A 24,841-nucleotide genomic window follows, 5' to 3' on the forward strand; every position below is an offset into this window, starting at 1 on the left:
GAGGAGTCCCTCATGTCGCACCCTTCGCCGTCCGCGCACAGCTCGCCCGCCGCCCCCGGTGACGCACCGCTCGCCCCGGATCTCACCATCGGCGCCGCCACCACCACCCCGTACGAGGACTACGTCCACGCCGACGTCCTCACCCACCTCCAGCACCCGCTCTCCGACGACCCCGGCGAGATGGTGTTCCTGGTGACCACCCAGGTGATGGAGTTGTGGTTCACCGTCATCGTCCACGAGTGGCAGACCGCCTGTGAGGCGCTGCGCCGCGACGATCTGCCGGTGGCGCTGGACGCGCTGCGGCGCAGCGCCCACGAGCTGACCGCGCTGAACGCCGCCTGGCAGCCGCTGGCCCGGCTGACCCCGGCGCAGTTCAACGCCTACCGAGGGGCGCTGGGCGAGGGTTCCGGGTTCCAGTCCGCGATGTACCGGCGGCTGGAGTTCCTGCTCGGTGAGAAGTCCGCGTCGATGCTGGTGCCGCACCGCGGCGCGCCGCGCGAGTACGCCGAGCTGGCGAAGGCGCTGCACGAGCCGAGCCTGTGGGACGAGGTGCTGCGGCTGCTGGCCCGCCGCGGCCATCCGGTGCCCGCCGCCGTCCTGGAACGCGATCCGGCCCAGCGGTACGAGCCGGATCCGGCGGTCGAGGCGGTCTGGGCCGGGATCTACGGCGGGGAGCAGGACACCGACCTCGTCACGCTGGGGGAGGCGCTGACCGACGTCGCCGAGCTGGTCTGGCGGTGGCGCAACGATCATTTGGTCGCGACCCGGCGGGCGATGGGCGCCAAGATGGGTACCGGCGGTTCCGCGGGCGTGGCCTGGCTGGAGAAGCGGGCCCGCAAGAACGTCTTCCCCGAGCTCTGGACGGCACGCAGCCATGTCTGATCACCGCGAGAACCACGAGCCCCACACGCCCCGCGACCACCGTGCGGAGGCCGCCACCCTCGACGCCTCCGACCCGCTGGCCGCCGTCCGGGACCGCTTCGTCCTCGACGACACCGTCTACCTCGACGGCAACTCCCTGGGCGCGCTGCCCCGCTCCGTCCCCGACAAGGTCGCCGACGCCGTCGCCCGGCAGTGGGGCGAGATGCGCATCCGGTCCTGGACCGAAGGCGGCTGGTGGGAGGCGCCGCAGCGGGTCGGCGACCGCATCGCCCCGCTCATCGGCGCCGCCCCCGGGCGGGTCGTCGTCGGCGACTCCACCAGCGTCAACGTCTTCAAGGCGGTCGTCGCGGGCGTCCGGATGGCCGGCCCCGGCTGCACGGAGATCCTGGTCGACGCCACGACGTTCCCCACCGACGGCTACATCGCCCGCTCCGCGGCGCGGATGACGGGCCTGGCGGTGCGCCCGGTCGAGCCCGCGCGGATCGCCGACGAGGTCACCGAACGGACCGCGCTGGCGCTGGTCAACCACGTCGACTACCGCACCGGACGCCTCCACGACCTGCCCGGCATCACCGCCGCGCTGCACTCCGCGGGCGCGCTGGCGGTCTGGGATCTCTGCCACAGCGCGGGCGCGCTGCCGGTCGGGCTGGACGCGCACGGCGTCGACCTCGCGGTGGGCTGCACGTACAAGTACCTCAACGGCGGCCCCGGCTCGCCCGCGTACCTCTACATCCGCGAGAGCCTCCAGGAGCGGTTCGACTCGCCGCTGCCGGGCTGGAACTCGCACGCCGAACCGTTCGGGATGACACCGGGCTACGAACCGGCCGACGGCATCGTCCGGGGGCGCGTGGGCACCCCCGACATCCTCTCGCTGCTCGCCCTGGAGGCGGCGCTCGACGCCTGGGACGGCGTCACCATCGAGGCCGTCCGCACCAAGAGCCTGGCGCTGAGCGACTTCTTCCTCGACTGCGTCGCCGCGTACGTCCCGCCCGGCGAGGTCCGCTCGGTGACGCCGTACGAGCACGCGCGGCGCGGCAGTCAGGTGTCGTTGGAGTGCGCCGGGGCGGGTGAGGTGATGGCGGAGCTGATCCGGCGCGGGGTGGTCGGCGACTTCCGCGAACCGGATGTGCTGCGCTTCGGGCTGACCCCGCTGTACACCTCCTTCACCGACGTGGACCGCGCCGCCCGGACCCTGGGCGAGGTGCTGCGGGAGCGGGCGGAGTCCGGCGCGGATCCGGACGGTTCCGGCCCGGCGGCCGGGTCCGGCGATTCCGGGCCCGGCGCGTCCACCGCGTGAGCGTGGCCGACGACGAGGAGGCGGCGCTGCTGGGGCTCGCCCCGGTGGCGCCGCACCGCTCGGTGGCGTACGGCCCGCATCCGGACCAGCGCGTCGACCTGTACGACCCGGCGCCCGGCGCCGCCCGGGGACCGCACGTCGTCCTCGTGCACGGCGGGTTCTGGCGCGCCGCCTACGACCGCACGCACCTCTCCCCGGCCGCCGCCGCACTGGCCGGGCAGGGGCTGCCGGTCGCCCTCGTCGAGTACCGCAGGGTCGGCGCGGGCGGCGGCGGGGAGCGCACCTTCGGCGACGTGGCGGCGGCGGTCGCGGCGGCCGGTGGGGTGTGGCGGGCGGACGGTTCGCCGCCGGACGGGCCCGCGCCCGTGCTCGCCGGGCATTCGGCGGGCGGGCAGCTGGCGTTGCTGACCGCGGCGCGGACGCCCGGACGGGCCGGGCGGGTGGTCGCGGTCGCACCGGTCGCCGATCTCGCGGCGGCACACCGCCTCGGGCTGAGCGACCACGCCGTCACCGCCCTGCTCGGCGACGGTCCGGGCTTCGCGGCGCGCCTGGCCGCCGCCGATCCCGTACGTCATCCTCCGGTGGGCGCCTCGGTCACGGTCCTGCACGGCACGGACGATCCGGAGGTACCGCCGAGGCTCTCGCGGAGCTTCGCCGCCGCCGCGCGGGCCGTCGGCGTGCCGGTGGTGCTGCGGGAACTGGCCGGGGTGGGGCACTACGCGCCGTTCACCCCGTCCACCACGGCGTTCCGCACCCTTGTGGAGGAGCTGCGCGGACCCGGTCCGCGCACCGCGTAGTACTTGAGGCGGACCCCGGCAGATCCTCTTCCGTGGGGACGATTCGGGGAGGCGCGCTGTTTACCGTGGTGGGGTGAGAGAGACCCAGTCGCAGGATGCCCTGCGTTCCGAGGCCCGGATAGCCCGTGGCGCACTGCAGTTGCTGCGCAAGGACCTCTTCGAGGACGCCTTCGCCTTCCGCCCGATGCTGCCGCTCGACGATCCCGGCGTGCCGGGCTGGCGGCAGCGGCTGCCCAAACGGATCCGGCACTACGTGCGGTGGGCGCCGCACATCCTGCTGGTGTGCGCGGCGGTCGCGAACTTCCTGCTGGGGATCACCGCCACGATCGACCACGACGACTACGACTACAGCGTCCTCCAGACCCCGACCTCCGTGGTGTTCTCCCTGCTGGTCGCGGCGCCGGTGGTGCTGGTGCTCTTCCGGCCGGTCGGCGCGTTCTGGGTGTCGTTCGCCGGGTTCGCCCTCGCGATGCTGGACGCCGCGTTCGGCGCCTACGACGCGACGTGGCCGATGGTGTCGCTGCCCACCCACGTCGTCGTGATGGCGCTGGTCGTGCTGCGCACCCGGCCGCGGCTCGCGCTGGAGATGTGGGTGGTCACGATCGTCGCCGGCGGGGTGCTGGCGACGGTGCTGGGCGGCCTGGGCTACCGCGAACTGCTCTCCCTCGCGGTCCCCTCGGCCTTCATCCTCACCGCCGCCGCCGCGGTCCGCGCCTGGCGCGAGGAGCGGCGGCACGTCGTCGAGACACAGACCGCCACCGCGGAGGAGCGCTCCCGCCGCACGCTGCTGGAGGAGCGGGCCACCATCGCCCGGGAGCTGCACGACGTCGTCGCGCACCACATGTCGGTCATCGCCATTCAGGCCGAGGCCGCGCCGTACCGCGTCGAGCACACCCCGCCGGAGCTGGCGACCTCCTTCGCCACCATCCGGGAGAACGCCGTCGCCGCGCTGACCGAACTCCGCCGCATCCTCGGCGTCGTCCGCTCCGAGGACCCGGACGCGTTCGTCGAGAACGACCCGGAGGCGCCGCAGCCGAGCCTCGACCGCCTCGATGACCTGCTGAAGAGCGTGCGCGGTGCCGGACTGATCGTCGAGGCGGTGATCACGGGTGCCCCGCGTCCGCTGCCGCAGGGCGTGGAACTCTCCGCGTACCGCATCGTCCAGGAGGCGCTGAGCAACACGCTGCGGCACGCCCCCGGCGCCGAGGCGCGGGTGGAGATCTCCTACGTGCTCGGCGGGATCGGGCTGCGTATCGTCAACGGCAAGCCCAGCCGGCTCGCCACCCCGTCACCGGGCGCGGGTCACGGCGTGCTCGGCATGCGGGAACGTGTGCAGATGCTGGGCGGGGAGATGACCGCCGACCACACCGAGGACGGCGGGTTCGAGGTCGCGGCGTTCCTTCCGGTCTCCGCCGCGGGGGAGGCGCAGTCATGATCCGGGTGCTGATCGTCGATGACCAGGTGATGGTTCGCGAGGGCTTTTCGGTGCTGCTCAACGCGATGCCGGACATCGAGGTGGTCGGTGAGGCGGTGGACGGGCGGCAGGCCGTCGCGAAGGTCGGGGAGCTGCGGCCGGACGTCGTCCTGATGGATATCCGGATGCCGGAGATGAACGGTCTGGAGGCCACCCGCGAGATCGTCGCCGCCGACGCGGACGCGAAGGTGCTCGTGCTGACCACCTTCGACCTCGACGAGTACGTCTACCAGGCGCTCCGCGCCGGGGCGAGCGGCTTCCTGCTCAAGGACGCCTCGGCCGGGCAGCTCGCCGACGGCGTCCGGGTCGTCGCCTCCGGCGAGGCGCTGCTCGCACCGACCGTCACCAAGCGGCTGATCTCGGAGTTCTCCCGCCTGGGGACACCCCGCGCGCCCGCCCAGGAACGCATCGGCGAGCTGACCGAACGGGAGACGGAGGTCCTGGTCCTCGTCGCCCAGGGCCTGTCGAACGGCGAGATCGCCGAACATCTGGTGGTCGCCGAGTCGACGGTGAAGACGCACGTCAGCCGCATCCTCGTGAAGCTCGGCCTGCGCGACCGCACCCAGGCGGCGGTCTTCGCGTACGAAGCGCGGCTGGTCACGCCGGGGGGCTGAGCGGGGGCCGGGCCGTCCGCGCGGCGGCCGGTGGTCCTCGGGGCGGCCGGCGGCCGTGCGGGGGATTCTGGGCCGTCGGCCCGCGTGGGTCGGCGGGCTCGGGGCGTGCGCCGGGTCCTGTGGGTTTCACGTGAAACCGTCCACAGCCTGTGGATGTTTTTCGGCGGTGCGCCACACGGCGCACCGCCGCCGTCATTCCCGGGGCAGCGTCAGCCGCCACGCCCCTGGCTGCACCGTCCAGGTACGGGTGCGCACCGGACCGCCGACCACCGCGTCCGCGCGGTAGCGGAAGTCCGGGCCGGAGACCGTCACCGCCCGCGCGCGGGCCCGCACCGGACGGTCGGATCCGGGGCGGTCCACCACCACCTCGGCCAGCCCGTCACCCGCGCCGGGCGTCGCGGCGGGCGAGTCTCCGTCCCCTCCGGGCAGGGCGCCCGGCACCACGGAGACCCGCTGCACCGGCCGGTCCAGGTCCGCCAGCAGCACACCGTCCGCCTCGATCCGCAGCCGCTGCCCCGGCACCGCGGGCCGCTCCCGCCCGGTGGCCTGCGCCGCGAGCGCCGACAGCGCGGCCCGCGCGGTGCGCGCCGCCGGACGCCACCAGGACTGCCGCCCGCCGTCACCGGACGCGGGGGACGGCGCTCCCGGCGGCGGATACGTCCCGCGCGCCGCGGCGCCGTCCCCGTACGGGATGCGCAGTCCGCCCAGGACGATGCCGTCGCTGTCGTCGGTGAGCAGGTCGAGGGCGCGGGCGTCGCCGTCCAGGACGGTGCGGGCCGCGGCCACCGTGCCCGCGGGCACCCCCAGCGTCCGGCTCAGCGCCACCGCCTCCGCCGCGCCGACCGGCACCATCGACACGGCGACGCCGTCCAGCTCCCGTTCCTTGTGCAGCAGGCCGACGGCGAAGAGCAGCGCGCGGTCGTCGCCGATCACGACCGGGCGCCGGCGGCCCCGCCGGGAGAGCGCGCGGGCGAACTCCTCGGGGCCGTCCGGAAGGCAGATTTTCGCCCCCGCGCCCGCACACAGCACGTCCTTGGCGATCCGGACGGACTCGCCGTCCGCCGTGCGGGCTGCGGGGTCGATGACCACGAGCAGCGGGTTCCCCCGGACGGGGTCCGGTGAAGAGTGCCCAGAAGGCTGCGCCGACACCTCGGTCCTTCCTCAGGTAGCATCTCGGTGCAAGAGCCCCTTGCGCTATTGCGCCAGGGGCTTCGTCTATTCCGGGGCACCGGTTCGACGGCTGCAGTGATGACATCCGCGTGCGACACGCATGCTCACGCCATCCACGCACGTTGGACATGCCCCGCCCGGAAGGGGTGTACGCCTGTGCCCGCACTTGTGCTGCTCGGTGCTCAGTGGGGTGATGAGGGCAAGGGAAAGGCCACCGATCTGCTCGGTGGGTCCGTTGACTACGTGGTGCGTTACCAGGGCGGCAACAATGCCGGCCACACGGTCGTCGTGGGCGACCAGAAGTACGCGCTGCACCTCCTCCCTTCCGGAATCCTCTCGCCGGGGTGCACCCCGGTCATCGGCAACGGCGTCGTCGTCGACCCGGCGGTCCTGCTCTCCGAGCTGAGCGGACTCAACGAGCGCGGCGTCGACACGTCCAAGCTGCTGATCAGCGGTAACGCTCACCTGATCACGCCGTACAACATCACGGTCGACAAGGTCACCGAGCGCTTCCTCGGAAAGCGCAAGATCGGTACGACCGGCCGCGGTATCGGACCGACCTACGCCGACAAGATCAACCGCACCGGCATCCGGGTGCAGGACCTCTACGACGAGTCGATCCTGACCCAGAAGGTCGAAGCGGCCCTCGACGTCAAGAACCAGCTGCTCACCAAGCTCTACAACCGCCGCGCGATCGAGGCCGGCCAGGTCGTCGAGGAGCTGCTGGGCTACGCGGAGAAGATCAAGGGGTATGTCGCCGACACCACCCTGATCCTCAACAACGCGCTCGACGAGGACAAGGTCGTGCTCTTCGAGGGCGGTCAGGGCACGCTGCTCGACATCGACCACGGCACGTACCCCTTCGTCACCTCCTCGAACCCGACCGCGGGTGGTGCCTGCACGGGCGCGGGCGTCGGGCCGACGAAGATCAGCCGCGTCATCGGCATCCTCAAGGCGTACACCACCCGCGTCGGTGCCGGTCCGTTCCCGACCGAGCTGTTCGACAAGGACGGCGAGGCGCTGCGCACCATCGGCGGCGAGCGGGGCGTCACCACCGGCCGTGACCGCCGTTGCGGCTGGTTCGACGCGGTCATCGCCCGCTACGCCACCCGCGTCAACGGTCTGACCGACTTCTTCCTCACCAAGCTCGACGTGCTCACCGGCTGGGAGCAGATCCCGGTCTGCGTCGCGTACGAGATCGACGGTAAGCGGGTCGAGGAGCTGCCCTACAGCCAGAGCGACTTCCACCACGCGAAGCCGGTCTACGAGATGCTGCCGGGCTGGTCCGAGGACATCACCAAGGCCAAGACCTTCTCCGACCTGCCGAAGAACGCGCAGGCGTATGTGAAGGCGCTGGAGGAGATGTCGGGCGCCCCGATCTCCGCGATCGGCGTCGGCCCGGGTCGTGACGAGACGATCGAGATCAACTCCTTCCTCTCCTGAGCCCTGAGCCCGATGGCCGCCCATGGGCGGCTCGAACGGCCGGGCCGGTGGACGTACCCCGTCCACCGGCCCGGCCGTTTCACGTGAAACGCCAACTCCCGTGCCCTGGCCGGTGTTTCACGTGAAACGCGGTCCTTCGTGGCTCTGCTCGGTGTTTCACGTGAAACCCCAACCGGCGGGTGGGGCCCGTCGTTTCACGTGAAACGACGGGCACCGCGCCCGTTCAGCCTGTGCGGGAGTAGTTCCTCGGGCGCAGATCGCGGCCGAGGAAGTCACGGCGCAGATCACCGGAGCCGGTGAGCCGGAGTGCGGAGGCATGGCCCGGACGGCAGTCCGGCCCGGGGTGGTCGACGACCGTGGGGCCGATGACCAGCTGGTTCCCTCCGGAGTAGAGATCGGCGTGGGCGGTGCAGCGGCCCTCGGGCCCGTCGGCGACGAGCGTGACGGCCTTGCTGCCCACCGGCGCCCGGACGATCGTCAGCCGCTGGACGGCGCCTCCGCCGGTCGGCCGCTGCCAGGTGCCGAGGAAGCCCTCCGGCACCCGCTCCGCCGCCGGAGGGACGCGGTGGAGCGTCGCGGTGCGTCCCGCCGCCGTCCACCGGAGCGTGCCGTCCGGTCCCGGCCGCAGCAGATGTTCGCCCAGTGCGGCGCACCGGCCGGGCGGCAGGGACCGGACGACCTGGGTGTCGAGCCGCAGCGCGGGCCGGTTCGCGGCGTCGTGAACGGAGACCAGTTTGGCGTCGCTGCGGCACTCGTACGTCCCGCCGAGGCTGGTGCTGTTGGCGACCACCTCGCCGATCTTGCCGTGGCTGATCACGAACCGGCGCCGCTGGCCGGTGGGGACACCGTCGCGCAGGACCGGCCCGGCCCAGACGCCGATGTACCGGCCGGTGATGTCCGAGGAGTCGTCGCCGTCCGCCTGGTCACCGCCGCGCAGCGCCGCCGGCAGCGCGAACGCTCCTGCGGCCAGTGCGCACACGGCCGCGGCGATCAGCAGTGCCCGCCGCTGGCGGCGCGGGGCGGGCCGGGCCGTGCCGTCGGCCGGGCGCGGAACGGCGGTCGCGGTGCCCGCGGCGGGGGTGAGCGGCGGCACGGGAGGTACGGCGGGTGTCTGCTGTCCGGGCTGTACGGTCGCGTCCCCGTCCGCCCGGGGCGCGGGGCGCTCCGGGGGCCGGGGCGCCGTACGCCGCTGGTCGCCGGGCGGGGTGTCGGTGTCGAGGAGGCGTACCGCATGACGGCCCAGGTGGGCGATGAGTCCGGCGGGCAGCCAGGGCGCGGCCGGGTCGCCGTCGCGCAGGGGATCTATCCGGGCGGCGATGTCCTGCGGCGCCGGCCGGTCCCGCGGGTCCTTGGCCAGACAGGCGTGGATCAGCTCGCGCACCGGGCCCGCGGGCGCCGCCGCCAGGTCCGGCATCTCCTGCGCGATCTTGAACATCACGGCGTGCACACCGGAGTCCATGGAGCCGAACGGCGCCCGGCCGGTCGCCGCGTACGCCAGCACCGAACCGAGGCAGAAGACGTCGCTCGCCGGGCCGATGCGGTGGCCCTGGACCTGCTCGGGCGACATGAAGCTCGGTGAGCCGACGACCGTTCCACTGCCCGGCTGGGTCTGTTCGCCGACCGCGTCCAGCGCCCGGACGATGCCGAAGTCGATGACGCGGGGGCCGTCGATGGTCAGCAGGACGTTGGACGGTTTGAGGTCGCGGTGGATGAGCCCCACGCCGTGGATGTCGATCAGCGCGCAGGCGAGGCCGTAGGCGAGGCGGCGCAGTGCGTACTCCGGGAGCGGACCGTGCAGTCCGGTGCGGCCGAAGCCGCCGCCGACCACCTCGCTCAGCGTCGGCCCCGCGATGTAGCCGGTGGCGACCCACGGCACCTCGGCCTCGGTGTCGGCGTCGAGGACCGGCGCCGTCCAGCGGCCGCCGACCTTCCGGGCGGCCGCCACCTCGGCCCGGAAGCGGTCACGGAACTCCTGCTCGGTCGCCAGCTCCGTCCGGATCAGCTTCACCGCGACGGTTCTGCCGCCCTCCGAGCGTGCGAGGTAGACCCGGCCCATGCCGCCGCTGCCGAGCCGGCTGAGCAGCCGGTAGTCCCCGATCCACGCCGGATCGCCGGCCGTCAGCCCGCGCAGGCCCTCCATCCGGGCGCCTCCCGTGTCGTTGCCGTGCCCGCCGTCCTCGCCGGCCGCCGCGCCGTCACTCTCCGGCGCCCTCCCGAGCGTAGGTGCCCCCGTATCGCACACCGGCCGCCGGGGCGTTACGACGGGAGAACGATCGGTGGCGGTGCGGGTATCGGAACACCCGTGCTGACCGGGGGATTTCCCCCACCGCACGCGAATCGGACGACCGGCTCACCGCACCTTGCGGTAGGTCAGCGCGGGCGCCCCGCCGTCCCCGTCGAAGGAGCGGCGCAGCCCCTCGGGGGTCTTCTCCAGCGTGCTCGGCTCCCCCGGGCGGCAGCTGGTGGCCGGACCGGAGACGACGCGGGAGGGGCCGAGCCGGACCGGCGGGCCCGCGGAGCGGAGTGCGGCGGAGAACGTGCAGCTGTAGGCGGCGCCGGACGCGGTCATCGTCAGGACGGTGTCCCCGGCCGCGCCCTGGGTGAGGGTGAACCGGCGGACGTCCGGGGAGCCGTCGGCCGACGCCTGCCAGGTGCCGAGGTACTCCGCCGGGATCTTGGCGGCCTCCTGGGTGCCTCCCGTACCGCCCGCCGCGTCGCCGCTCTCCGCCGCCGCGCTGTCGCTGTTCCTCAGCAGGAGGTACGCGCCGCCCGCACCGGCACCGGCCAGCACCAGCGCGCCCACGGCCAGCAGTGCGGTGGTCATCCCGCGGCGGCGTTTGGGGGCGGCGGGGGCGGGCTCCGGGGCCGCCGGGTCGGCGCCGGCGTCGGGGTGTTCCGCCTCCAGCAGTTCCACGGCGCCACGGCCGAGCCGGGCGACCAGCGCGCCGGGCAGCCACGGTTCGTCGTCCGCCGTCGCGAGCGCCGCCGCGTCCCGCTCGGCCCAGGCGACGATCTGCGCGGGGGACGGGCGGGCCGCCGGGTCCTTCGCGAGACAGGCGGCGATCAGCGGGCGCAGCCCCTCGGGCACCGCGGTGAGGTCCGGCTCCGACTCGGCGATCCGGTACATCACGGCGTGCACCTGGCTCTCCGGTGTGCCGAACGGTGAGCGTCCGGTGGCCGCGAAGGCCAGTACCGAGCCGAGGCAGAACACGTCGCAGGCCGGGGTGAGATCGTCGCCGCGGACCTGCTCGGGCGCCATGAAGCCGGGGGAGCCGACGGCCTCGCCGGTGCGCGTCACGCCGTGGTCGGTCACCGCTTCCAGGGCGCGGGCGATACCGAAGTCGATGACACGGGGGCCGTCGAGGGTCAGCAGGACGTTGGAGGGCTTGAGGTCGCGGTGGATGATGCCCGCGGCGTGCACCGACTCCAGCGCGCGGGCCAGCCCCGCCGCCAGGATGTGGACGGTCCGTTCGGGCAGCCCGGGACCGCGGCCGACGGTCTGCTGAAGGGACGGCCCGGCGATGTATCCGGTGGCCACCCAGGGGGTTTCGGCCTCGGTGTCGGCGTCCAGGACCGGGGCGGTCCACTCGCCGCCGACCCGCCGGGCGGCCCGTACCTCGCGCCGGAAGCGGGTGCGGAACTCCTCCCGGCCCGCGAGTTCCGCGCGGACCAGCTTCACCGCGACCGTCCGGCCACGGTCCGAACGGGCCAGGAAGACATGGCCCATGCCGCCTTCCCCGAGGCGTCCGATCAGCCGGTATTCGCCGATCCGACGGGGGTCCTGGTCCCTGAGCGGCACCGGCCCACCGGTGCGTACCGGCCGTCCCGCGCGTTCCGGGTGCAGTTCCACGATCGCCGCCCTTTCCCCCGAAGCCACCCCCGGAGCCGCCCCGAGGATATCGACCGCCGGGCGGTGGCCGGGGCACGCACCCCGGCCAAGTGCGCCTCCCCCGGCCCGTTAACCCGGGAAGGGGGCGCGCTTAACCCGCCGGTGCCTAGCGTGCGGCACGTACCGGGGAACAGCCCGCGGCAGCGGCCGCACCACACGGAGAGGGGAACGGCATGACGCGTCCTGGACACCGCACGGCGCGTCCGGCGCCGGGACCGGGCCGGGCGGTCAGGTATCCGGCGCCGTCCGTGGCCACCGCGCCCGCCTTTCCGCCCGGCGTCGTACGGACCGCGCCGATATCCGGCCGCCGGGTCGGGTGCCCGGCACCGGAAAGCGGGTATGCGGCCTGCTGCGCGGCGCCTCCCACGGGCCGGACCGGTCCGGGCGGGAGCCCGGAGCGTCCTCGCCCGGTGGGCCGGCCACCCCGGAACGGCGCCGTGTGCACCCGCCCGCACCCGATCTGTACGACCTCCTCGGTGCGGGGGACGGAGGGGCCCGGCACCGCACCGGACGCCGCCCTGCGACCAGCCGCCCCTGTCACCTCCGCCGATTCCCCCCTGCCTCCGGTATCCGCCTTCCGGCTCCGCTCCGCAGGCCGCCGCCGCACGACCGCCAAGGAGACCGCGTGATTCCCGCCGTACGCGCCATCGCCCGCGCCGCCATGGGCGCCCGACCCGTTCCGCTCGCCGATGTCCAGGCGCGCGCCGAACTCCTCGCCCGCTACGACAACCGCTATCTCGTACCGGTCGACGTCTTCGCCGAGTTCGCCGCCGAACTGACCGACCGGCGCCGTCCCGGCGGCCCGTTCGCGTCGCTGTGCATCAACGGCCGCCGCTGGTTCCGCTACCGCTCCGTCCACTACGACACCCCTGACCTGCGTTCCTTCCATGACGACCAGCACGGGCGCGGGCGCCGTTTCAAGATCCGTGAGCGGCTCTACCAGGACACCGGCGAGCGGCAGTTCGAGGTCAAGGTGAACGGCACCGGTGGCCGGACCGTCAAGCACCGCCGCCCGCTGCTGCCGGACGACGCGGCTCTCGGCGACGGCCAGCGGGACTTCCTCGCCGGTGTCCTGGACCGCGCCTACGGCATCGACGCCCCCGCCGAGCTGAACCACTCCTTGACCACCGACTACCAGCGCGCCACCTTCGTCGCCGACGGCCAGCGCATCACCTGCGACGCGGCGCTCGTCGGCCGGGACGCGCGCACCGGCCGCAGTGTCCGCGCCGACGGCGGACTGGTCCTCGTCGGGACGAAGACCACCGCCCCGCTGTCGGAGGCCGACCGGCTGCTGCACGGCTACGGGCTGCGGGCCGCCGCGTTCACCAAGTACTGCGGCGCCCTGTCGGCACTCCGCCCCGACCTGGCCGCCAACCACTGGCAACGCACGGCCGGCACCCCGTTCCCGGCCCGCGCGGCGTGAGGCGCTGAACACGGCGGCGCGCCGGGGCGGCGACCGGGCGGCTCCGCGCCGCCGCCCCCGACGAGCCGTTCAGAGGGGCCGTGTTCGCCGTAGCCCATCGCCGCGCAGGGCCCGTACGGTCACGTCTTCCGTACGGGGCCGGGCTTCCCGCAGATCGCTCCCGTCCGGCCGCCGGCCCCGTACGGCCCTACGTCCGGTCGCCGGGCCCCGTGCGGTCGCGGCACTCCGCCGGTCCGTCGTCGCCGCCGAACACCGCCGTCACGCGGGCGCCGCCGCCGGGGGCGCGGGTGAACTCGACGGTGCCGCCCGCCTCCTGGGCGGCGCGGCGGACGATGTCCAGGCCGAGGCCGGTGGAGCCGCCGCCGCTGCGGCCGCGTTCGGGGACGTGGCCCTCGGGGAAGCCGGGGCCGTCGTCCTCGACGGTGAGCCGGCCGCCGTCGCCGTCGGCGGCGCGGGCCACCGCGAGCCGTACGCCGGTGCCCTCCGGGGTGTGGCCGAAGACGTTGCCGAGCAGCGCGTCGACGGCGGCGGCCAGCTCCGTCTCCTCGGCCCTGACCGGCACCGGGACGGCCGCTCCGCCCGGTGCGTCCGGGAGCGCGCACTCCAAGGCGCGGCCCTGGTCCTCGGCGAGCGGCAGCCAGAAGGCGGCGCGGTCGCGGACCACGGCGGCGAGGTCGGCCCGGGGCGGGCCCGACCGGTCCTCCCGCAGCGGTTTGCGGGCGGTGCGGATCACCTCGTCGACGCTCCGCTCCAGCGCCGCCACGTCCGCCCCGATCCGCTCCGCCTCCGCCGGGTCCCGCAGCCCCTCGGCGTCCAGCCGCAGCACGGCGAGGGGGGTACGGAGCCGGTGCGCGAGGTCGGCGGTGTTCTCCCGCTCGGCGGTCAGGAAGGACTGGATCCGCTCGGCCAGATGGTTCAGCTCCCCGGCCACCAGCCGGAGTTCGGGCGGGCCGGACGGTTCGGCGCGGGCCGTCAGATCGCCGCGCGCCAGCCGGTCGGCGACGGCGGCGAGCCGCCGGGTGGCGCCGACGAGCCGCGAGCCGAGCCGGTCGGCGAAGAGCAGCCCCAGCACCATCAGCCCGGCGCCGAGCCCCGCGAACCCCAGCGACGAGGCGAGGGTGCCGTCGTAGAGCCGGTCGTCGCCGATCGCGATGTGGATGACGGCGGTGCCACCGGCGACACCCTGGACGGGCACCAGGACGGTACGGCCGCCGCCCGGCGGTTCGTAGGTGAACGCCCGCCCGTAGCGTGCCAGCCGTACCGCGTCGGACAGCGGCGCGGGCGGTCCCAGGACGGTGCCGTTCCCGAGGATCACCGAGGTACGGGGCAGCCCGGGGCCGTTGGCCGCGGTGACCAGCGCCGTCGCGGCGGCGCGGCCGGACGCCGGGGCGGCGCCGGAGTCCGCGGCGAGCGCCTGGCCGAGCCCGGAGGCGAGGGCGTGCGCCCGCGAGGTGGCGTCGGCGGTGGCCCGGTCGGCGGCGTGACTGCGTGCCAGCAGCGACAGCGGCACCAGGAGCGCGGCCAGGATCAGCGCGGTGGTGGCCGCGGTGACCAGCAGAATGCTGCGGCGCACGGCTACGCCGGGCCCGGAGCGGGACGGCGCGGCCCGGGGCCCGCGGAGCCGTCGGGGGAGCCCGCCCCGTCGGGGGAGCCCGACCCGTCGGGGGAGCCCGCGCCCGGCGGCGTACCGGACGGTCCGGACGCGCCCGGCCCGCCCGCCGCCTCCGTCCCCGCCGTCTCCGGGGCGGCCAGCTTCACCCCCACCGTGCGGACCGTGTGCAGATAGCGCGGCCGCTGCGCCGTCTCGCCCAGCTTCCGCCGCAGCCACGACAGATGGACGTCCACGGTCTTGTCCGCGCCGCCCAGCGGCTGCTGCCACACCTCGGCGAGGAGTTCGCGGCGGGAGACCACCTGGCCGGGGCGGCGCGCGAGGTACGCCAGCAGGTCGAACTCGCGCGGCGTCAGGTCCAGCGGCGCCCCGGCGAGCGTCACCTCACGGGCCGCGATGTCCAGGGACAGCTCCCCGATCCGTACCGCGGGCTCCGGCTCGGCGGTGCCCAGGCGGCGCAGGACGGCCTTGATCCGGGCGTCGAGCTGGGCCGCGCCGAACGGTTTGACGATGTAGTCGTCGGCGCCGTCCCCGAGGACCGCGACCATGTCGGGCTCCTCGTCCCGCGCGGTCGCCACGATCACCGGGACATCGCTGACCGCGCGCAGCATCCGCAGCACCTGCGCCCCGTCGACGTCCGGCAGCCCGAGGTCCAGGACGACGAGGTCGGGGCGGTCGGTGACGGCGGCGTCCAGGCCGGACATGCCCGTCGCCGCGGTGGCGACGGCATGCCCCCGGTCGCGCAGCGCCCGCACCAGCGCACCGCGCAACTGGGGATCGTCCTCGACAACAAGAAGATGTGGCATGCACGTACCGTGCCACGCCAGCCCCCGCCCCGGCGACGTCGGGCCGCGGCCGAGAACCCGCCCCGACGGGCCGCCGCGGCACGGCCCACGAGGCCGCCCGCGGCGGTGGACCGTACGGCGGAGAGGGGGACGGACGGCGAGCGCGCGGGCCCGGCGCACCGCGGTGACCACGGTGGTCCGGACGGGCGTGGCGGCCCCTGCCGCGCCGACACACTGTCCGTGCCCGCCCCGGCTGCCGTACAGACTGTCGGTACCGGTGGACGGCCGGTGATCCCTAGGGTGGAGAGGTTCGCCGCGCCTGTCCCCGGCGGACCCGAGCGACCGATCCGAGGTACTGACCGTGACCACGACGCCCACCGCCCCCTCCGCCACCGACGGCGCGGCCGTGAAGGCCGCCGACCGCGCGCATGTCTTCCACTCCTGGTCCGCCCAGGGCCTGATCGATCCGCTGCCCGTCGCCGGCGCCGAAGGCTCGTACTTCTGGGACTACGACGGCAACCGCTACCTCGACTTCTCGTCGCAGCTGGTCAACACCAACATCGGGCACCAGCACCCGAAGGTCGTCGCGGCGATCCAGGAGCAGGCCGCGAAGCTCTGCACGATCGCGCCGGGCTTCGCCGTCGACGTCCGGTCCGAGGCCGCCCGGCTGATCGCCGAGCGCACCCCCGGCGACCTCGACAAGATCTTCTTCACCAACGGCGGCGCGGAAGCCGTCGAGAACGCCGTCCGTATGGCGCGGCTGCACACCGGCCGGGCCAAGGTCCTCTCGGCCTACCGCTCGTACCACGGCGCCACCGCCGCCGCGATCAACCTCACCGGCGACCCGCGCCGCTGGCCCTCGGACACCGCGTCGGCCGGCGTCGTCCACTTCTGGGGTCCGTTCCTCTACCGCTCGCCGTTCCACGCCGAGAACGAGGCGCAGGAGTGCGAGCGCGCCCTCGCCCACCTGGAGGCGACCATCGCCTTCGAGGGCCCGCAGTCGATCGCCGCGATCATCCTGGAGACCATCCCGGGCACCGCCGGCATCATGGTCCCGCCGCCCGGCTACCTCGCCGGTGTCCGCGAGATCTGCGACCGCCACGGCATCGTCTTCATCCTCGACGAGGTGATGGCCGGGTTCGGCCGCACCGGCCACTGGTTCGCCGCCGACCACTTCGGTGTCACCCCGGACCTGCTGACCTTCGCCAAGGGCGTCAACTCCGGATACGTCCCGCTCGGCGGCGTCGCGATCAGCGCCGAGATCGCCGCGACCTTCGACACCCGCCCCTACCCGGGCGGCCTCACCTACTCCGGCCACCCGCTGGCCTGCGCCTCCGCCGTCGCCACGATCAACGCGATGGCCGAGGAGCGGATCGTGGAGAACGCCGCGGAGATCGGCGAGACGGTCATCGGCCCCGCGCTGCGCGCCATGGCCGAGCGCCACCCGTCCGTCGGCGAGGTCCGCGGTCTGGGCGCCTTCTGGGCCCTCGACCTGGTGCGGAACAAGGAGACCCGCGAGCCGCTGGTGCCCTACAACGCCTCGGGCGCCGACAACGCCCCGATGGCGGGGTTCGCCGCCGCCTGCAAGCAGGGCGGTCTGTGGCCGTTCGTCAACATGAACCGTACGCACGTCGTTCCGGCCTGCACCATCACCGCAGCCGAGGCGGAGAAGGGCCTGGCCCTCCTCGACACCGCCCTCGACACGGCGGACGCCCACACCGTCTGACGAGGCACCACCCCCGCGGCGCGTACGCCGGGGCCGCGCGCTCCCCTCACCAGGGGGCGCGCGCCCGAACCGTACGCGCCGTACGACATACAGGCCCAGCCGGGGCGCGTACCGCGCGGCGCGCGCCCACCGGCAAACGGCCCGCGCCCGGCCCGTCGCCGGTCACCGGCAAACGGCCCGCCCCGGCCCCCGGGCAGGTCACGGCGGCCCTCGCCTATCGTGGGCGGGGCCGCCGGCCCGCCGCGCGGCTCCGGGGAGCAGGCCCCGCCACCGGGCGCTGCGGCCCGGACCGGTCGTCGAAGGGGACGCACACCATGGCCGCTGACCGGCCCGGCGCGGTCGTACGGCGCAACACCCTGCGCCGCCAGATCGCCGACGCGCTGCGCGACGAGGCGCTGGCCGGGCGGTTGCCGTGCGGCCACCGCTTCACGGTGAAGGAGATCGCCGAACAGTACGGCGTCTCCGCCACCCCCGTCCGCGAGGCGCTCCTCGACCTGTGCGCCCAAGGGCTGCTCGACATCGAGGAACACCGCGGCTTCCGGGTGCGCGCCTTCAGCGCCGACGACTACCGGGCCATGGTCGAGGCCCGCACCCTCGTCGTCGAGGGCGTCTTCCGCGGCTCCGGCGCCATGGAGGCGCGCCCTTCCGGCGAAGCGCTGCTCTCCCTCCGCCGCCGCGCGGAGGAGGCCGAACGCGCCGCCCGCGCCGGCGACCTGGACGTGCTCATCGGCTACGACCTGCGCTTCTGGCGCGAGTTGGGCGGCCTCGTCGGCAACGCGTACATCGGGGACTTCCTGGACCGCCTCCGGGTGCAGACCTGGATGTTCGCCGTGCCGCTCCTGCGCGAGCGGCACGAGCTGCGCGGCCTCCTCTGGCAGGGCCACCGCGCCCTCGCCGACGCGGTCGCCCGGCACGATCCGCCCGAGGCGCGTCGCCTGATCGCCGAGTACAACGCGCACGCCCTCGCTCTCGTGGGAACGCCCGGGTAGCACTACGCTGTCCCGACCGTCGGCCGGAACCACCGCCACCGCGGACCACCCCCGGCCCCGTCACACCCCGTCCGCCCTCTCTGCACCACGCGCGCCCGTGCCAGTGGCCCCGACCGGAAGCGAGCACTCACTCGTGGCATGTGACCTGTGGCTGGTACCCCTCGTCGATGTGCTGTGCCACAGCCCCGACAACCCGTTCTCCGAAGAGATCGCCGCCTACGACAAGGCCCTGACGGAGGCCGGTCTGCCACCGGTGCCGGTCTTCAGCTACATGCCGGGACTCTCCGGCGACGTGGCGCCGGTCGCCGGTTTCGACTACGACGCGCTGCACTTCCTGCGCCGCGCCTACCTGCTGCACCTGTGCGGCCTGGAGGTGACCCCGGTCGACGAACTGGGCGGCGACTACGAGCAGTTGCTGGAGATGTTCGAGCAGACGGCCCAGCAGTCGCACCTCGTCTGGCACTACGACCACGCCGGGGCGTACGTTCCGGTCGATTTCCCGCACCCGCTGGCCGATGAGGAACTCCTCGACGGCGGTGGCCCCCTGGGCTCCTCCCACGGCCTCCTGCGCGACCTCGAACTGGTCGCCCCGGCCCTCGGCATCGACCCCGCCAACCCGCCCGCCCCGCCCGCGCCTCCGACCGGCCCCACCGGCCTGGAGGAGCGGTCGGTGACCCCGCCCACCGACGACGGCCCGTTCGCCCGCGAACGCCACGTCTGGCTCGGCCTGCACGCCGCCGCGACCAGAAGCCTCGGCCAGGGCTCCATGATCGTCTTCAGCTGACGCACCCAACGGCCCCGGCGGCGCACCCCGCCGGGGCGCGCCACCGGGGCCGTTCAGCGCGGCGGCTCCGGCGGACGCTGGCGCGGCATGTTCGGCCGGGCGCCCGGCGGCAGCGTGAACCGCCCGCCGCCCGGCTGACCCGCGCCTTCCGCCCGCGCCCCGGACCACGGCAGCGCCGACCGGTCCGTACGGGGCACCGGACCGGCCCGGAACTGCGTCATCCAGTCACCGGTCTCGGAGCGCACCAACTCCCCGATGTCCTCGTGGAAGCGGCGCAGCACCCCCAGACACCGCTCCGCCGCCTCGCTCGCCGTGCCCTCCGCCGGGCCGAGCACCTCCCGCACGCTCTCCGACGCCCAGTCGAACTGCAGCGCCTCCAGCCGCCGCTGGATCGCCTGCGCCGTCGCGACGTCCCGCATCCAGCCCGCCGTCACCCCGAAGTACCGGTCGCACCCCACGCAGACGGCGCCTATCAGCAGCGTCAGATACCCCCAGGACGCCCCGCCGTGCCACGCCCCGGCCAGATCGACCAGCGGCAGCGCGGCGCCCACCGAGACCCCGGCGGCGGCACCGGCGCGCAGCGCCCGCGCGGCGCGCCGCTTGCCGCGCCGGTCGTTCAGGTACCAGTCGGCGGCGCGCAGCGCGCTCTCCTCCGTCCACGCGTAGAGCGCGTCCAGCCGGTCGGCGGGCTCGCCCCAGTCGCCGTGCGGGAACGCCCGCCCGGTCAGATCACCGGGCCCGCGCCCCTGGCCGCCGACCCCGAGCAGGGCGGCGGCCCGTGCCCAGCCGCGCCGCGGCTCCTGCTCCCGCCCGCCGTCCCCGGGCGTCCCCTCCGGCTGCATCTCCGGCTGACTCAACCGTGGACTCCCTCGTTGCGGCTACGTACGGTGCGCCCGGTGCGTAGGAAAAGCGGATGGACGATCACCCCTTCCTACCGCCGAACGGTGGGCCTTGCCCACAAGATCACGGGATTCCCGCCCGGAAGTGGCCGCCCATCGGGTATAGGGCACCGGGCGCTCTCACCCGAAAGAGTTGCCGCACCCGGGGGCGCGGGGTTGCCGGGGCGACTTCCGGCCGTTCGCCCGGACCCCGCGGGGCGGGCGGGACCGGAGGGGCGCCGGGCCGGGCCGGAACCCCGGACGGCTAGGCTGCCACCCGTGAAGGTCCTCGTCATCGGCGGCGGCGCCCGCGAACACGCCCTGTGCCGCTCCCTGTCCCTCGACCCCGACGTCACCGCGCTGTACTGCGCCCCCGGCAACGCCGGTATCGCCGAGGTGGCCGAACTCCGCTCCGTCGACGCCCTCGACGGCGCCGCCGTCGCCGCGCTCGCCGCCGACCTGGGGGCCGGACTCGTCGTCGTCGGCCCCGAGGCGCCGCTGGTGGCGGGCGTCGCCGACGCGGTCCGCGAGCGCGGCATCCCGGTCTTCGGCCCCTCGGCGCAGGCCGCCCGGCTGGAGGGCTCCAAGGCGTTCGCCAAGGACGTGATGGCCGCCGCGGGCGTCCCGACCGCCCGCAGCTACGTCTGCACCACCCCGGAGGAGATCGACGCCGCCCTCGACGCCTTCGGCGCCCCGTACGTCGTCAAGGACGACGGGCTGGCCGCGGGGAAGGGCGTCGTCGTCACCGAGGACGTCGCGGCCGCCCGCGCGCACGCCCTGGCCTGCGGGCAGACCGTCATCGAGGAGTTCCTCGACGGCCCCGAGGTCTCCCTCTTCGCGGTCACCGACGGCGAGACGGTCGTGCCGCTCCAGCCCGCCCAGGACTTCAAGCGCGCCCTCGACGGCGACGCCGGCCCCAACACCGGCGGCATGGGTGCCTACAGCCCGCTGCCCTGGGCCGACCCGCAGCTGGTCGACGAGGTCCTCGCCACCGTCCTCCAGCCCACCGTCGACGAACTGCGCCGCCGTGGCACGCCCTTCTCCGGACTGCTCTACGCGGGCCTGGCGATCACCTCGCGCGGGGTGCGGGTCATCGAGTTCAACGCCCGCTTCGGCGACCCGGAGACCCAGGTGGTCCTGGCCCGCCTGAAGACGCCGCTGGCCGGGCTGCTGCACGCCGCCGCGACCGGCACGCTGGCCGCCCTCCCGCCGCTGCGCTGGAGCGACGGCGCCGCGGTCACCGTCGTCATCGCCTCGCACAACTACCCGGGCACCCCGCGCACCGGCGACCCGATCGAGGGCCTCGCCGACGTCGCCGAGCAGGACGGCCCCAAGGCGTACGTCCTGCACGCCGGCACCGTGCGGGACGAGTCCGGCGCGGTCCGCAGCGCCGGCGGCCGGGTGCTGTCGGTGACCGCGACCGGAGCCGACCTCACCGCCGCCCGCGACCGCGCCTACCGCGCCGTCGGCCGGATCTCCCTGGATGGCTCCCAGCACCGTACGGACATCGCCCGCAAGGCCGCGGCGGACGAGTCCGCCGCGACGGCCCAGGCGTAACACCACCCGGCACCACCGACGGCCCCGGTGCCCCGCCCACCACGGCGGGACACCGGGGCCGTCGGCGTGTCCCGGGGGCGGCCGGGCCTTCCGGCGGGTGAGGGGCGGGCAGCGGCCCTCGGGCGAACGGTGAGGGGGCGCTGCGGGTGCGGCGCACGATTTCCGGAGGCCGGTCCGCGGGCGGGTGCGGCGGCTCGTGAGCGGGCGCGGCCCAGGCCCGGACGCCGCAGGTCACCAGCCCAGGGGCCCGGCCGGGAACAAGTTCCCACCTTTACCCAAAGCCATACCATCGAGTGACCGATCCGGTGACCTGCTGACGGGAGCCTGACCCCCAACTAGGGTGCCGCGCAGGCGTTCTCTCCCGCCCCGGTACGGCGGTCACGGAGACGTCCGGCAAGTGGCTCACCGGCATTGCGATGTCAGTGGCCGGTGCCACAGTGGTGGGAAGCGCGCGACGGCTCGGGCACGGTGTCCGTGCGGGCCACGGCCGCCGGGCGCTCCCGCTGTACGGCTCGCAATGCGTGATCTCTCCGATGTCTCCGTCCGTCTCCACGAGGACAGCAGGGGGTGTGCAGGCTCATGGCTGGTCCGGAAACAGGCGTCCTCGCGGCGCGCTCCCGTGCCCTGGCCGTGCTGCGGATCCGCGGTGCGGCGCTCGCCGTGGCGCTGCTGCCCGCCGCCGTCGCCGTGGTGCTGCTCGTCGGCGGCGCCACCGGCCGGCTCGGCACGCCGGACGCCGCCGCGGGCTCCGGCTGGGGCCTGGCCCGGCTGGTGGTGAGCGGTCTCGCGGCGTTGGCGCTGGCGCTCGCCGTGCTGGTCGGCGCGGTCGTCGCCGGGGCCAGACCGGCGCTCAGCCCCTCCGTCCCGGTGCCCGAGGAGTCCGCCCCCGACCTGTACCGCCTGGTCCGCGAGCTGGCCGACCGCCTCGACGTCCCCGCGCCGTCCGCGCTGGCCCTCACCCCGGACTGCGACAGCTGGCTGGAGGACCGTACGCACCGCGCCCACGGCCCGCCCCGGAGCACCCCCCGCTCCGCCCGTAAGAACACGGCCCCGGTGCTGGTCATCGGCTCCCCGTTCCTGTGGTGGATGCGCGTCGGTGAGCTGCGCGCCCTCCTCGCCCCCGTCGTCGCCGGTACGGGCCCCGCCGCCGACCCGGACATAGCCGCGGCCCGCCGGTTCATCCGCGGGCTGGACGCCGCGGTCGCCGTCGCCGCCCGCGCCCGGGGCGTACGGGCCCCCGCGCTCCGCTTCGCCGGTCTGGCGGCGCGCCTGATGCTGCGCGCCTGCCGCGACCACGCCACGCTCATGGAGCGGGCGGTTGCGACCGCCGCGTCCGAGCGCGCCCAGGACGTCGACCACCGGCTGCGGACCGTCGCCCAGGAGCAGGTCGGCCTGGCGTACGCGGGCTGGGACCGCCTGCTGACCCGGGTCGCGCTGCCCGCGTGGCGGCTGGGCCGCTGGCCCGCGCACCTGGACTCCGGTGTGGTCTCCGCGCTCACCGAACTGTCCCGCCGCGACCGCCTGGCCGACGGCTTCACCGCCCGCCTCGGCGAGCGTCCGGCCTGCGACCTCCTGGAGGAGCCCGGTCTCATCGACGGCGCGGCGTCCCTGCTGGCCGCCCGGCTCTTCCACGGCGGCCCCGCGACGGCCGGCCCCGGTTGGTCCCCCGTCGGCTGGAGCGAGTATCCGGACGAGGTCGTGGACCGCACCTGGCGACTGGAGGCCGCCCGCCTCCACCGCGTCCTGGACGGCCTGCCCGCCACACCCCCGCCCGCCGCCGACGCGCACGAGGCCCGTACCCAGGAAGCCCCCGTGTCCCGGCCGGGCTCCGCGGGCCCTGCCGCCCTGCCCGGGGAGCCCGGCTCCGCGCCGCTGTCCGCCCCGGTGGCCGGCGCCGGCGATGCGGTCACCGGCGCCCCGGCCCACCGCTCCTCCGCCGTGGCCACCGCGCCCGCCCCGCTCCCGGCCGCCCCGTCCCTGGGCCCGACCCTGGAGCGGGTCATCGACCAGTTGTCGGGCGAGCCCGGCGCCGGCGACCTCGTAGCCGCCCGTCTGGACGCCGAAATGGCCCACGAGGCCCGCACCGCCGCCCGGCACCACGCCTCCCCGGGCGCGTCGGGGGCTCCGGAGGTCTCGGGCTCCCCCTCGGCTCCGGGCCGCCCGGAGCCGACGGGCCGTTCCGCCGCCCCGGGGCCGGCGGACCCGGCCGGTTCCCCGGAGTCCGCGGACCACCCCGGCTCCCCGGGGCCGGCGGACGAGCCCGGAGCGCCGGAGACCACGGGCCGTTCCGGCTCCCCGGACGCGAAGGACCGTTCCGGCTACCCGGGGCCGGCGGACCGCCCCGGCTCCCCGGAAGCGATGGAGCGCCCCGGCTCCGCGAAGGCGGCAGGCCGCCCTGGATCCCCGGAGGCACCGGGCCGGGCGGAGGCGCCCGCTCCTACGGGACGGGCGGAGGGGCCGGCCCTCCCGGAGTTCCCGGAGCTGCCGGACCTGAGCGGTACGGACGGGCTCACCGACGGCGGTCTGCCGCTCTTCCCGCTCCAGCCGCCCCGCACCGGCCGTGACCTGCTCGCCGACCATGTCACGGCGATGGTCTGCTGCACCGCCGTGGACACCGCGGGCGCGGCTCCCGGTCTCGACTGGCTGGACGGCCCCGCCCTGCTGATCGACGGCGCCCGCCGCACCGACCTCGGCACCCCCGTCCGCAGCCTCGTCGAGGACGGCGACGCCGCCCCTCTCCGCGCCTGGCTCGCGACCATAGGTGCCCGCCCCGAAAAACCGGTCCGCCTGCCCTGAACCCCGGCCCTGAACCCACCCGCCCCGCACCGCCGGCCCGCCCGTTCGCCCTGGACCGGCCCGCCCGCTCCGCCTCGCCGTCGCCCCGCAGCCGCTCACCCCGTAAGGCCGTCCCGCTCCCAGGCCCCGGAGGTCCGCCGCCCGCCGTGGCGCGCCTGCTCCCGGTCTCCGGCCGCTTCCGGCCCGCCCGATGCCCCGGCCCCGGGCATCGCCCCTGCTCACGGCAGTGCTCGCGCCCCCACGGCGCCCTCTCGACGGCGGTCCCTCGAAGCGCCTCGGACGCGCACGGCCCCGCCCCGGCGCCCGGCCGTCCCCACCTCCCACCTCCCAGCGCCCCGGGCCCCGAGGCCCTACGCCGGACGGGGCCTGCCCCCTCCGCGACCCAACGACCACGGCGGTCCACCCCACGACAGGCACCCCCGCCAGGCCGCCCCGGACCGCACCCACCGCACCTCCGGACCGCCCCCCCCACCACCGGCCCCGCCCCGAGCACCGCCTCACCCCTGACCCCGCGCACGCCTCCCACCGGCCCGAACACCCATTCCCGGAGACCCCCGTGAGGTCCTGTTCCGTATACCTGTCGGGTTGTTTCTCTCGTCAAGTCCGTTGAATTCGCGACGAAGGGTGACGAACTGAGTGCTTAATGTGATGTGCTGGGAGCGGCCGCGTCGGTCCGGATGGGACCTCTGCGGCGCCGCTCCCGCACGCCGTCGCGGCCCTGCGCGGGC

Annotated in this window: 17 protein-coding genes and 1 pseudogene; 12 read left to right on the forward strand and 6 right to left on the reverse strand. The window is 75.3% G+C overall.

Features of this window, described 5'->3' with window-relative positions:
• Positions 1-12 precede the first annotated feature (12 nt).
• The 5 genes from ACZ4M8_RS27955 to ACZ4M8_RS27975 all read left to right on the forward strand — a co-directional run bounded on the left by ACZ4M8_RS27955 (position 13) and on the right by ACZ4M8_RS27975 (position 5,064).
• Positions 13-882: a tryptophan 2,3-dioxygenase family protein gene (locus tag ACZ4M8_RS27955; protein WP_467612193.1), complete on the forward strand. Its 870-nt coding sequence runs from the start codon at positions 13-15 to the stop codon at positions 880-882.
• Positions 875-2,179, forward strand: a complete 1,305-nt coding sequence (gene kynU / locus ACZ4M8_RS27960) for a kynureninase (RefSeq protein ID WP_467612196.1) — start codon at positions 875-877, stop codon at positions 2,177-2,179. Before ACZ4M8_RS27955 ends, kynU begins: the two co-directional genes overlap by 8 nt.
• Complete coding sequence (locus ACZ4M8_RS27965) at positions 2,176-2,976, forward strand: alpha/beta hydrolase family protein (RefSeq protein WP_467612199.1); 801 nt, start codon at positions 2,176-2,178, stop codon at positions 2,974-2,976. Before kynU ends, ACZ4M8_RS27965 begins: the two co-directional genes overlap by 4 nt.
• Before the next feature lie 73 nt (positions 2,977-3,049).
• A complete protein-coding gene (locus tag ACZ4M8_RS27970) occupies positions 3,050-4,411 on the forward strand; it encodes a sensor histidine kinase (protein ID WP_467612202.1) in 1,362 nt (453 codons plus the stop codon).
• Entirely contained in the window at positions 4,408-5,064 is a 657-nt protein-coding gene (locus ACZ4M8_RS27975) for a response regulator (protein WP_391646847.1), read from the forward strand. The genes ACZ4M8_RS27970 and ACZ4M8_RS27975 overlap by 4 nt, the downstream gene beginning before the upstream one ends.
• Positions 5,065-5,256: 192 nt before the next feature.
• On the opposite strand, the gene ACZ4M8_RS27980 is transcribed toward ACZ4M8_RS27975, so the two are convergent.
• A complete protein-coding gene (locus ACZ4M8_RS27980) occupies positions 5,257-6,153 on the reverse strand; it encodes a hypothetical protein (protein ID WP_467612205.1) in 897 nt (298 codons plus the stop codon).
• A 237-nt stretch (positions 6,154-6,390) separates the two neighbouring features.
• On the opposite strand from ACZ4M8_RS27980, the gene ACZ4M8_RS27985 reads away from it, so the two are divergent.
• Positions 6,391-7,677, forward strand: coding sequence for an adenylosuccinate synthase (locus ACZ4M8_RS27985; protein WP_467612208.1), 1,287 nt, complete (start codon positions 6,391-6,393; stop codon positions 7,675-7,677).
• Positions 7,678-7,900: 223 nt separating this feature from the next.
• Here the strand turns inward: ACZ4M8_RS27985 and ACZ4M8_RS27990 are convergent, their stop codons facing one another.
• Both ACZ4M8_RS27990 and ACZ4M8_RS27995 read right to left on the reverse strand, forming a co-directional pair.
• Positions 7,901-9,817: a serine/threonine-protein kinase gene (locus ACZ4M8_RS27990; protein ID WP_467612211.1), complete on the reverse strand. Its 1,917-nt coding sequence runs from the start codon at positions 9,815-9,817 to the stop codon at positions 7,901-7,903.
• A 210-nt stretch (positions 9,818-10,027) separates the two neighbouring features.
• Entirely contained in the window at positions 10,028-11,527 is a 1,500-nt protein-coding gene (locus ACZ4M8_RS27995) for a serine/threonine-protein kinase (protein ID WP_467612214.1), read from the reverse strand.
• 664 nt (positions 11,528-12,191) lie between these two features.
• Here ACZ4M8_RS27995 and ACZ4M8_RS28000 point away from each other — a divergent pair.
• Positions 12,192-12,989, forward strand: coding sequence for a polyphosphate polymerase domain-containing protein (locus ACZ4M8_RS28000; RefSeq protein WP_467612217.1), 798 nt, complete (start codon positions 12,192-12,194; stop codon positions 12,987-12,989).
• A 187-nt stretch (positions 12,990-13,176) separates the two neighbouring features.
• Here the strand turns inward: ACZ4M8_RS28000 and ACZ4M8_RS28005 are convergent, their stop codons facing one another.
• Together ACZ4M8_RS28005 and ACZ4M8_RS28010 are read right to left on the reverse strand one after the other, a co-directional pair.
• Complete coding sequence (locus tag ACZ4M8_RS28005; protein ID WP_467612220.1) at positions 13,177-14,562, reverse strand: sensor histidine kinase; 1,386 nt, start codon at positions 14,560-14,562, stop codon at positions 13,177-13,179.
• Between the two features lie 152 nt (positions 14,563-14,714).
• Positions 14,715-15,404, reverse strand: a pseudogene (locus tag ACZ4M8_RS28010) (response regulator transcription factor); the annotation flags it as partial.
• Between the two features lie 340 nt (positions 15,405-15,744).
• On the opposite strand from ACZ4M8_RS28010, the gene ACZ4M8_RS28015 reads away from it, so the two are divergent.
• The 3 genes from ACZ4M8_RS28015 to ACZ4M8_RS28025 all read left to right on the forward strand — a co-directional run bounded on the left by ACZ4M8_RS28015 (position 15,745) and on the right by ACZ4M8_RS28025 (position 18,882).
• Positions 15,745-17,109: an aminotransferase class III-fold pyridoxal phosphate-dependent enzyme gene (locus ACZ4M8_RS28015; protein WP_467612223.1), complete on the forward strand. Its 1,365-nt coding sequence runs from the start codon at positions 15,745-15,747 to the stop codon at positions 17,107-17,109.
• Between the two features lie 314 nt (positions 17,110-17,423).
• Entirely contained in the window at positions 17,424-18,098 is a 675-nt protein-coding gene (locus ACZ4M8_RS28020; RefSeq protein WP_467612226.1) for a GntR family transcriptional regulator, read from the forward strand.
• Between the two features lie 133 nt (positions 18,099-18,231).
• Complete coding sequence (locus ACZ4M8_RS28025) at positions 18,232-18,882, forward strand: hypothetical protein (RefSeq protein WP_399088830.1); 651 nt, start codon at positions 18,232-18,234, stop codon at positions 18,880-18,882.
• A 53-nt stretch (positions 18,883-18,935) separates the two neighbouring features.
• Here the strand turns inward: ACZ4M8_RS28025 and ACZ4M8_RS28030 are convergent, their stop codons facing one another.
• The gene (locus ACZ4M8_RS28030; protein WP_467612229.1) at positions 18,936-19,739 is read right to left on the reverse strand and encodes an SLATT domain-containing protein; all 804 of its coding nucleotides are present in this window, start codon (positions 19,737-19,739) and stop codon (positions 18,936-18,938) included.
• A 300-nt stretch (positions 19,740-20,039) separates the two neighbouring features.
• Between ACZ4M8_RS28030 and purD the strand changes: the two genes are divergently transcribed.
• Together purD and ACZ4M8_RS28040 are read left to right on the forward strand one after the other, a co-directional pair.
• Positions 20,040-21,317: a phosphoribosylamine--glycine ligase gene (gene purD / locus ACZ4M8_RS28035; protein WP_467612232.1), complete on the forward strand. Its 1,278-nt coding sequence runs from the start codon at positions 20,040-20,042 to the stop codon at positions 21,315-21,317.
• Positions 21,318-21,896: 579 nt separating this feature from the next.
• Complete coding sequence (locus tag ACZ4M8_RS28040; RefSeq protein ID WP_467612235.1) at positions 21,897-24,113, forward strand: hypothetical protein; 2,217 nt, start codon at positions 21,897-21,899, stop codon at positions 24,111-24,113.
• Positions 24,114-24,841: the final 728 nt, after the last annotated feature.

The sequence above is a fragment of the Streptomyces sp. NPDC027185 genome (assembly GCF_055567035.1).